Source organism: Vibrio mytili (assembly GCF_000830505.1).
Lineage (GTDB): Bacteria > Pseudomonadota > Gammaproteobacteria > Enterobacterales > Vibrionaceae > Vibrio > Vibrio mytili.
The window spans coordinates 1-9,596 of sequence record NZ_JXOK01000094.1; the positions used below are offsets into that span (position 1 = coordinate 1).

The window sequence follows — 9,596 nt, forward strand, 5'->3', positions numbered from 1 at the left end:
AACGCAGCCAAAGGAACAGTATTGTCTATTGACAGGCAGAAGGCTCATATGTGTTATGTGGTTATTCGACCTCTTTAAATACTGTCACTCTTTTTAAGCGATCATCATGCATGTCAATGAAGTCATCATCTAATTTATTCTCCAGCATTTGAGTTACATAATATGGTGGTTCATTCCGGAGAAGCAGTTCTATATTTTGTTCACCCTGATTACCATCAGCGTTAACTGGCAACAGTCCATTTGATTTCGCATAACTTAGTGTCCGTGAGGGTAAGTCTGAACCACCATGCCCTGAGCAGCAAAAAATACAATGCATTGGTTTTAGATCATTGATAATTTGAGATAAGCGAGTTTCATTGTTCACTTGATATGCTTTTACTTTTTTGGTGCTCAGCAGAGCCGTTCCATAGTGGCGAACTGATGTTTTGTGTGTTCGGCACTTCCAAGGAGTATCATATTTCTTAGGATCCCAATTGGTATACATACAGTAAGCAGGAATCATGTTACCTTTAACGGCATCTTGCACAAGTAAATCTACTTGCTGTCCATTTTTGTTTTTGTGATGTAAATGTTCATATTTTTCAGTATCTAATTTAAGTACTTTAGCTTGAATCCGCATTCCAAGCCATTTACCACTAGGTCCGGTAAACCACCATTCCCAATCAGCACCATTAAGTGATTCTTTATGTCGAGTAAAACTCTCGACGATCAACTTAGTGCCACCTAATTTTTTTATATTCAGTACTAAGAAGTCAGTTATCGACTCCTCTCCAAGCTGAAAACCAAGGTTTCTAGCTTCTCTCAACTTGTTCCATGTCCAGCCTGAGTTTTTAATCAAAATATCATCAATTTGCATCATAATTCTCTATCTAACCACATAACGTCCGCTTAAGTGGTGAGCAACGCTACCACGACACTCAATTATTACACCGTAAACGCATAAGCCAAATCAAACCAAAACCGCCAAACGTTGCGAATCCGTCTTCAAGCGTTTGTTATGTTTTACCACAATCGATTGATTTGATTGGCAAAGAACTGCATTGTTAACCGCTTTCTAAGAACTTTGTCACACGCTCAAACTCACTTGGCCGCCAAAGGCATGAAACTCAAAGCGTGTAATTCCACTTCCCTGCCCAATGAGGCAACCCGACTAAGTACCAACGAGCGCCCTTTCTTTCCAACCAAAGCGTAGGACAATGGCAAATTGCCGAGGCAATTGCCAAGCTAACATGCTGATTGGCAAATACACTCGCAGCGACTTTAGGCCAAACAAACTACCAACATGGAGGCACGACTTCAAATTGAAGCAACCCACGAATTTTGAAGCGTAAAGACGGTTGAGAAATTCAAGAATTTAAACAGACAAAGTTAAGTTGCTGAGGCTACTCGATCGAGCAGCCAAAGAGACCAAAAAATCAAGAACCTAAAATCATTTTATTTATTGAAAATCAAAGAAAACATAACGCTTTCTATACGGTTTTTTACCGCCTTTCGCGCGCGAAATCTGCCTTCTTTCCCACACGACATTTTATTAACATTAGCATTTATCCATCTAAAATATAAAGACATTGTGTATAAATACACGTGTCGCTGTTCACAATTAAACGGCTAAATGCAGGTTAATTACGTAGTGAGCGCCAATTTAATCAGACTGTACAGACAAACAGGTTGATATCCGTCATGAATGTCCGGTTTCCTTCATCATCTACAAAAGGTTCATTCTGAGTATTTGTAAAGATTCTATCTTTTAGAAACAACTAAGCGCTGATTTACCAGCGGCTTAGGTATCACCGGATAGCATCACTCAATGAGTGTATTCGATGGGTCGATGTATCGGTATCGAAACCGCTATCATGTTTACTACGGCCGTAGCGGTTATGAATCAGATTCGTTAGCACTTAGACCTTGCTGATGTTGAAGACCAAGTAAAAAGTTTCGAAGAACTTGGTCTTTGCATTCTCGGTAATGCTTATTATCAGGTTTACGGAAAAACGCACTAAGCTCATGTTTGCTTAAACGAAAATCGGCAAGTTGCAGAATCTCGAGAATATCTTCCGCTTTTAAGTTCAGCGCAATGCGTAACTTTTGAAATACGATATTATTACTTAACTTCTCTTCTGGCTTTGGCTGCTCACCGTCGCGCTTACCACGTTTAAAATTGATAAAGCCGTTTAGAAATATAGCGAACTCTTTATCGCTAAGTTCGACAAAAGCGTCGTCGTCTTCTTTTTTCAGCCAGCTAGTGACTTGCTCATCTGTCACGTTATAGTCTGCTAAAGAGAAGATTTCAGTCATTACCTTGTCTTTTAAATCAAATGTATAACGTACACGGCGTAAAATATCATTATTGGTCAAATTAGTTCCTAGTCTTAGGTAAATCCAGTGCTATCAACATGATTACTGGAAGACTTGGATTTTATCAGTTTTGTGGCCTACTCCCTATCAATTATGCCGATTCAGAGAGAATTGCTTAGTTGCAAGGCATAGCAAAGCTAGGCGGCATGACCTGCTACCTAGCTTGCTTGCATGTATAAATGGTTAATTAAGCGTTAACTTAGTTAACTGTTCGCCGAGGTAAGAAATATTGGTACCTGGTACAGGGTAAATTTGATATTTACGCCCTTTGCCATCATCGTTATCTGATAATGCGATATTCCACATCACGCTCTCGCCAGGCTTAGGCTTGCTATCAAGCTCGATAGCAAAGAACAGTTGAGAACCATCGTCACTCCACAAAGCGCGGTAAGACTTTGCATAGTCTACCTTTTCAAAGTCTTGACCAACAACCGTTCGGAACTGAGTCATGTTTTCGTGCTGTTGTAAAAAGAGTTCCACGTTGTCGTTTTGATAACTCTGCTCCATTGTGGTTACCGTTACATCATCGACACGATTGACGACACCGTAGATCCAGTTATCGTAGTAACCAACACGCCAATCACCGGAAAAATTATCCTTTGGCGCAACCGTCATATCGGTTTGATTCAGTTGGTTAAATGCCAATGAATACTGATAGGCTTGCGCCCAAACAGGGTCTGTTGCACTTTTCGGCTTTTGGCTCAACGGTACCATCTTGAAAGTGGGAGGCATTGTGACCGGCACTGCTGAAACGACGGCATTTTGTCCGTTCATAAACAGCTCACCAAGCTCTTCTCCTTGCCAGCCTAAATTTGAGCCTGTTAATGGATAAAGTTGAGCGTGGCGATATCCAGAATCAAGATCGCCGTCATTGTCCGAAAGAGCGATATTAAATCCAAAGGTTTCACCCACAAGGTCTTCATAGCCGTCGAATGCAATGACAAAGTTAAAGGTTGTGCCATCATCGCTCCACTCACCAGTGGCTTCTCCGGGAAAATTCGGCGCTTCAAAGCCCTGACCGATCACCGAACGAAACTGCCAAAATTCCCCCCCAATACGAACGAAAATTTCTACATTATCGTTTTCCCAAGATTGCTCACGATCGGTGACCGTTTTGTTATCCTGACGCACGACACGCCCAATCAAAGCATTCTTATGATAGCCTACCGCCCATTTTCCATTGGTTACCGTTGGTGGTGGCAATATCTGATTTTTATCTCCTAACTGGTTGTAAGCAAATGGATAAAATACGACTTCGTCGGCTGAAAATTGTTTTTTGGAGAGAGGCTTCGCGTCAAAAGGTAATATATAACGTTTTGCCTGGCTCAGATCGGTCACTGGTTGATAACTGAAATTACCGGTTACGGCGTCCAACAACACTTGTTGAACAGCGTCATAAACTGGCTTTGGTTGATAGTTTTCGTCGAACATCAACGCTCTGCCATAACCAGCAAACCAACTGGGGATCCAAGAATACTGATCACTGACACCCCAGGTGGTAAACATGTCTACTTCTGGATAGTAGGCTGCGAGTTTCATCAACATCTCATAACGAGCAGTTTGTGCTTGGATAGCAGAAGGACTTTGCCCATCTCGTATACGTACGTCAATTTCGGTAAAGTGTGTGTCCAGGCCAAGCTCTGATAAGCGTTCGATGTTTCTCGCAATGGCCGTATCACTGATTGGGTCTTCAGCATTAAGGTGTAACTGTGTACCAACCCCATGAACGGGCACACCTTTTTCAACTAACTTTTTCATGTGACGATAAACCGCATTCGACTTCGCGTTCATCCCTTCTGTAGAGTAGTCGTTGTAGAACAAGATAGCGTTCGGGTCGGCCTCGTGGGCAAAACGAAATGCGAGTTCAATGTATTCCTCACCCAATACGTCATACCACAAGGTATGTCTGAAGCCACCATTGTCATCAAACGCTTCATTGACCACATCCCAATAAAGCACTCTACCTTTATAATGGCCCACCACCGTTTTGATATGCTGTTCTAAGATTTCGGTCAGTTCCTTTTTGCTCCATTTGGTGTCTTCTAGCCATTGAGGGGTTTGCATGTGCCACACCAAAGTATGACCTTTCACCACCATGTCATGTTGCTCAGCAAACTCCACTAACTGATCAGCTTTACTGAAATCAAACTGTCCTCGCTTTGGCTGGAGGTACATAAACTTCATTTCATTTTCTGGGGTTATTTGAGAGAACTCTCGGATAAGCGTTTCTTTAAGCGCAGCATTTTCTAGATGGCGAGTCTCGACCGCTGCTCCAACCGCTAAGTTAATTTGGTCAGCCAAAGCTTTTAGTGGCATCACGGTATTTTTAGACCCTGACGCATCTTTCGCAGTCACGGCCGTGCTTGACGCATTCGTCACATTTACACAGCCAACTGATATCAACATGCACATTGTAGAGAAGAGTATTTTGTTCATGTTATGTCCTTATATCGACAATACCATCGTAGCAATTGTCTGGTTTTTCTAGCTTGTTAAAAACTGAATAACCACGTTGCCGATTTGGTCGATAGAACACAAACTTATCGAATATTCCGGCCTTTCACTCAAGCATTATTCGGATGCTACTTCTGAGCATTTATTCTCTGCGATGGGTATCTTTTCTTTTTTGTTTTCGGCGAATTTGAGTACGAAAATAAGCAGTACATTCTTGCACTGCTTAATTTCGTTGGGTTCAAAAAGTAATCTGACTCGATCTACCCTTTCACCGCGCCTGATGTCAGACCATCGATGAGTCGACGTGAAGCGATGACAAATAGTATGAGTAGTGGTAGCACTGCAATTGCCGCACCAATCGAAACCGCACCCCACGGTACTTGCCCTGTTCCTTGTAATGCACGAAGTGCCAGTGGAACCGTAAACATCTTCATGTCATTCATCACCACCAAAGGTCCCATGAAGTTGTTCCAAGTACCAATGAAGGTAATCAGGCCCAAGGTACCAAATGCCGGTTTAATCAATGGAATAATGACACGGTAGTAAATCTTAAACTCACCACACCCATCCATACGAGCAGCTTCCACCAGCTCTTTAGGAATGGAGCTTGAGATAAACTGGCGCATCATAAAGATCCCCATGGCTCCACAAGCTGCTGGCACTATTAGGCTTTGGGCTCATTCATCCAGCCAATCGTCGACATGATCATCGCTGTAGGTATCATCCCTAGAAAAGGAGGAATAAGCATGGTGCCGATAATACTTACAAACAATAAGTTCTTGAACTTAAAATCAAACATCGCAAAAGCATAACCAGCAAGTGAACAAAACAATAAGTTAAGTACTGTCACCACAACCGCCACATACAAACTTAAGCCAAGTTGTGCCAAAAGTAGGGTAAGAAGTCCAACAGAGTATTGAAGTTCTCTACTAAGTAATCACCAAATAGAACTGGTGGCGGAACAGAGAGAATTCCCGAGTTGGAGTGTGATGAGAAGATAAACATAAAGTAGAACGGTGCTAACATAATCAATGCACCCAGCGCCACGATGATATAAGCAATCAGCTTATCTTTTTGCATATTCTTCATCATTGGTTACTTCCCCCTAACAACTTGTTGTTCACCCAAGTTAACCCGGCGATCAACATAAACAGAATCCAAGAAATAGCCGAAGCAGTACCAAAGTCACTTTCTACGAATGCCGTGATATACATATGCATCGCTGCTGTTTTACCCGCTTGATCAATACCGCCCGTACCACCTGTGATAATGAACGGTTCTTCAAACAGTTGCAGGTTACCGATGATTGTTAGAGTGACCGCAAAGAAGGCCATAGGCTTAAGCATTGGCAATGTGATATGCCAGAACTGTTGGTAGCGACTCGCCCCATCAATGGTAGCGGCTTCGTAAATATCTTTTGGAATAGTCTGTAAAGCGGATAGATACAGCACTGTGTTCCAACCAACAAAGCGCCAGAATACAACAAACGAAATCATATCCTTGGTGTACTCAGGTCTATTCCAGTCAATATTTTCGGTCGGGAATAACCACGATAGTACTTTGATGTCACCTATCGAAAAATTACCCAAACTCGTTAGCATCTGGTTTACCATACCGAAGTCGCGAGAGAACAAAGTGGTAAAAACCAAAGAAATAGCAACCGTCGACGTGATGTATGGTACGAAATAGACGCCAATCACCGTGTTGCGCATACGGCTAAAGCTTGTGTGAATAAAGTAAGCCAATGGCAACGCAACCGCATGCTGAGGAATACCAGATTTGAGGGCAATCACGACTGTGTTGTAGATAGACGTTCGGAACCAGTCATCTTCCAATGCAAACACATAGTTTTCAACCCCTACCCATTCCATTGCAGAAAGGCCAGCGGCAGGCTCCCAATAATGAAATGATAAGTAAAGTGAAAAGACTAACGGGAACAGACCGAAAACGCCGAAAATAATGAAAAATGGACTTATAAATAAATAAGGGGCAATCTTATTTCCCTTACGCAACCAAAAGTGCCCCTTACGGGTTACGCCTTGGTTAGAAGCTAGTGTAGAACTCATAATATTCATCCCAACTAAAAAGCGGGCTAACTCCTTAGCCCGCTGTACTGATTAACGACGACGGGCACGGCGTTCAATTTTCTTCTCTGCATCTGCCAAGATTTCATCAATATTGGCATCATGCTCCAGCACTTTTTCAAGCGCATCATTCACTACTTGACGAGCAACTTCGTCATAGCGATCTACCGTAACTGCTGGGATCTTATCTGCAGCATCTCGCCATATCAGACGGGCTTTCTGACCACCAAGGTAGGCGATTTCTTCCTCGAAAAACGGGTCTTTGTGCGTTGAGACTAAAGCAGGGAACGCATTGATTTCTTTAAAGCCAAGCAGTTGGATCTCAGGGCTTGTCGCCATGTACTCGATGAAAGTCCAAGCTTCTTTTTTATGCTCTGCTTTTTTAGGAATGCCGTAGAATGAACCGCCCCAACTCGCGAGCGCTTTGTTTGGTAATTCAGAAGTGCGCCATAGACCTTTTGCTTCTGGTGCGATCCAATCTTCTAAGTGACCACCAAGCCAAGCGCCCATCATCTGTACTGAAATATTGCCTCGGCGCAGGCCTTCAGTCCACTCGTTCGACCATGCCCCTACCTTAGCGTCAATACCGGCTTCACGTGCTTTTTTCGCAAGACGGAAAGCTTCTTTAAATCGATCCGAGTTCACCAAAACATTATGTTCACTATCGAAGTACAGGCCCTCTCCAGGTTTAAGATTCGCACGAATGTAAATATCTTTGATATCTACAGCACTTGCGAGCATATAGTTACCCGTTTTTTCTTTAATTTTTATGCCTGCTTCAATAAATGAGTCCCAATCTTTTAGCAACTCAGCTTCTGTAACTCCCGCTTTTTCAAGAATATCAGCTCGGTAGAAAGTGGCGCCAGGACCGATATCCGCCGGCACTGCCGCCAAATTCCCCTTAGAGTTGGTACCTTGCGCAACAGAAAACGGAACGAGCTTGTCGGTAAATGTCCCTGCGTTGTATGGCGCGGCATTGAGGTCTTCTAGGCCACCAGACTCAACGAAACGGCCTACGTACGAATTCTCGATACCCATGACATCTGGTAGATTCGCTCCCGTCGCAAGAGCTGTTGTCATCGCATTATGGTGGTCACCGTAAGCAAGTGTCACTAGCTTCACTTTAATATCAGGATACTTTGCTTCGAATGACGGAATTGCCGCTTCAGCAACTTGGTTGAAATTAGGAAATGATGCTACCGTAATTTCAACTTGTTCTGCCAAAGCGTTTGTGGATAAAGCAGCGGCGATTGCAAATGTAATCGCTTTAATATTCGACTTCTTCATTGTTAGTCCTTTTATTGTAGGGTCGTACATTGGTTATTATCAAAAAAATGTGCTTTTCGCTTGTCAAAGTAGAGCGTAATATTTTTGTCAAATTCCTCTTCCATGTATTTTGTTTCAACGACTACTTTTTTCTCTTTGAATAGACAATCTAGATGAATGACTGAACCTAAAATCTCCGAGTTTTTCACTTGTACAGGAATCTCGCAACAAAACTCTTTTTCTATATTTTCGGCGTTGAGGTTCAAGTCTTGCGGTCGAATACCAATAGATCTCACACCCTCGTGGATATCAGCAATGCATGTAGATATATCAGAGGTTGTTACATCAAAAATGTTAATTTCTGGACTACCGATAAATCGAGCAACAAATTCAGTTTTTGGATTTTCAAAAATTTCTTTCGGGGAACCGACTTGTTCAATTTTTCCATTATTTAAAATCACCACTCGGTCAGCTAACGTCATCGCTTCAACTTGGTCGTGCGTAACGTAAATAATGGTTGTTTTTACTTTTTCATGAAGTGCCCGAATCTCCTTACGCATTTGGCCTCGCAATTTTGCGTCGAGGTTAGATAGAGGCTCATCAAACAAGAACACCTTAGGGCTACGAACCATCGCTCGCCCCATGGCAACACGCTGACGCTGCCCGCCTGATAGCTCTTTCGGTTTTCTGCTAAGAAGTGGTGTTAGCTCTAATATCTCAGCAACTTCTGCTACCATTTTTTTTGCGGCTTCCTTCTCTACCTTTAGGTTTTCTAAGCTAAACCCTATATTCTCTTCGACGGTCATATGGGGGTACAATGCATAACTTTGAAATACCATCGCAATATTTCGTTCGATAGGGTGCAGATCATTTACCAATAGGTCATCGATATATATTTCACCATCGGTTATATCTTCTAATCCCGCCAACATACGCAATGTCGTTGATTTTCCGCATCCAGATGGACCAAGTAATACAACAAACTCTCCATGGTTTATATGGAGATCAATATCTTTAACTACCTGAGTTTCACCGTAACTCTTTACTAAATTGCTAAATGTTACTGCTGCCATTTTTCCACCAAACTAATATTTTATGAAAGTTGTCATATTGTAAATAATGTGAGAACTCATTGATTAGAACAATTACTGAATCTTATTTTCCCTTTACTCTTTTTACCAACTTTTACTATTTGTGATATCTGTCTTTAAAATGAGTCAAGTAAAAAAATAAGGCGCAATTATACGCCTCAAAAATCAAAGGAAGTGGTGTATGAAATCTAGACTTGATTTAATAGATCAGTACTGCTTCATTTATTAATGTTAGCTAAAAGTACTATTTATCATTTTCATTATTGCTAGAGAGGTAAATACGTTCTTTTATGTCGCGCATCAATAACGACTGAATTTCGTAAAATTTTCGCCCCGATTCATGGTT

9 protein-coding genes are annotated in these 9,596 nt (G+C 42.0%); all 9 read right to left on the reverse strand.

Going from position 1 to position 9,596, the window contains the following annotated elements:
- Positions 1 to 61: 61 nt before the first annotated feature.
- The 9 genes from SU60_RS20900 to SU60_RS20930 all read right to left on the reverse strand — a co-directional run bounded on the left by SU60_RS20900 (position 62) and on the right by SU60_RS20930 (position 9,232).
- The gene (locus SU60_RS20900) at positions 62 to 859 is read right to left on the reverse strand and encodes a DUF6615 family protein (RefSeq protein WP_128814748.1); all 798 of its coding nucleotides are present in this window, start codon (positions 857 to 859) and stop codon (positions 62 to 64) included.
- 1,016 nt (positions 860 to 1,875) lie between these two features.
- Positions 1,876 to 2,355: a YehS family protein gene (locus SU60_RS20905; protein ID WP_041157216.1), complete on the reverse strand. Its 480-nt coding sequence runs from the start codon at positions 2,353 to 2,355 to the stop codon at positions 1,876 to 1,878.
- 183 nt (positions 2,356 to 2,538) lie between these two features.
- The gene (locus tag SU60_RS21065; RefSeq protein WP_052481571.1) at positions 2,539 to 4,791 is read right to left on the reverse strand and encodes an endo-1,4-beta-xylanase; all 2,253 of its coding nucleotides are present in this window, start codon (positions 4,789 to 4,791) and stop codon (positions 2,539 to 2,541) included.
- A gap of 278 nt (positions 4,792 to 5,069) precedes the next feature.
- Positions 5,070 to 5,438, reverse strand: a complete 369-nt coding sequence (locus SU60_RS22500) for a carbohydrate ABC transporter permease (protein WP_245228446.1) — start codon at positions 5,436 to 5,438, stop codon at positions 5,070 to 5,072.
- Positions 5,439 to 5,473: 35 nt separating this feature from the next.
- The gene (locus SU60_RS22505; RefSeq protein WP_245228447.1) at positions 5,474 to 5,659 is read right to left on the reverse strand and encodes a hypothetical protein; all 186 of its coding nucleotides are present in this window, start codon (positions 5,657 to 5,659) and stop codon (positions 5,474 to 5,476) included.
- A gap of 20 nt (positions 5,660 to 5,679) precedes the next feature.
- Positions 5,680 to 5,901, reverse strand: coding sequence for an ABC transporter permease family protein (locus SU60_RS22510; RefSeq protein WP_245228448.1), 222 nt, complete (start codon positions 5,899 to 5,901; stop codon positions 5,680 to 5,682).
- Positions 5,898 to 6,875, reverse strand: a complete 978-nt coding sequence (locus SU60_RS20920; RefSeq protein ID WP_041157220.1) for a carbohydrate ABC transporter permease — start codon at positions 6,873 to 6,875, stop codon at positions 5,898 to 5,900. Before SU60_RS20920 ends, SU60_RS22510 begins: the two co-directional genes overlap by 4 nt.
- 51 nt (positions 6,876 to 6,926) lie before the next feature.
- Positions 6,927 to 8,180, reverse strand: a complete 1,254-nt coding sequence (locus SU60_RS20925) for an ABC transporter substrate-binding protein (protein ID WP_041157217.1) — start codon at positions 8,178 to 8,180, stop codon at positions 6,927 to 6,929.
- A gap of 11 nt (positions 8,181 to 8,191) precedes the next feature.
- Positions 8,192 to 9,232 carry an ABC transporter ATP-binding protein gene (locus tag SU60_RS20930; RefSeq protein ID WP_041157218.1) on the reverse strand — a complete coding sequence of 347 codons (1,041 nt, stop codon included), beginning with the start codon at positions 9,230 to 9,232 and terminating at the stop codon, positions 8,192 to 8,194.
- Positions 9,233 to 9,596 lie beyond the last annotated feature (364 nt).

Excerpts from the sequence above, each read along its gene's own strand:
- SU60_RS20900 (WP_128814748.1), bottom strand. The coding sequence starts at position 859 with ATGATGCAAATTGATGATATTTTGATTAAAAACTCAGGCTGGACATGG.
- SU60_RS21065 (WP_052481571.1), bottom strand. The coding sequence starts at position 4,791 with ATGAACAAAATACTCTTCTCTACAATGTGCATGTTGATATCAGTTGGC.
- SU60_RS22500 (WP_245228446.1), bottom strand. The coding sequence starts at position 5,438 with ATGATGCGCCAGTTTATCTCAAGCTCCATTCCTAAAGAGCTGGTGGAA.
- SU60_RS22510 (WP_245228448.1), bottom strand. The coding sequence starts at position 5,901 with ATGATGAAGAATATGCAAAAAGATAAGCTGATTGCTTATATCATCGTG.
- SU60_RS20920 (WP_041157220.1), bottom strand. The coding sequence starts at position 6,875 with ATGAGTTCTACACTAGCTTCTAACCAAGGCGTAACCCGTAAGGGGCAC.
- SU60_RS20925 (WP_041157217.1), bottom strand. The coding sequence starts at position 8,180 with ATGAAGAAGTCGAATATTAAAGCGATTACATTTGCAATCGCCGCTGCT.
- SU60_RS20930 (WP_041157218.1), bottom strand. The coding sequence starts at position 9,232 with ATGGCAGCAGTAACATTTAGCAATTTAGTAAAGAGTTACGGTGAAACT.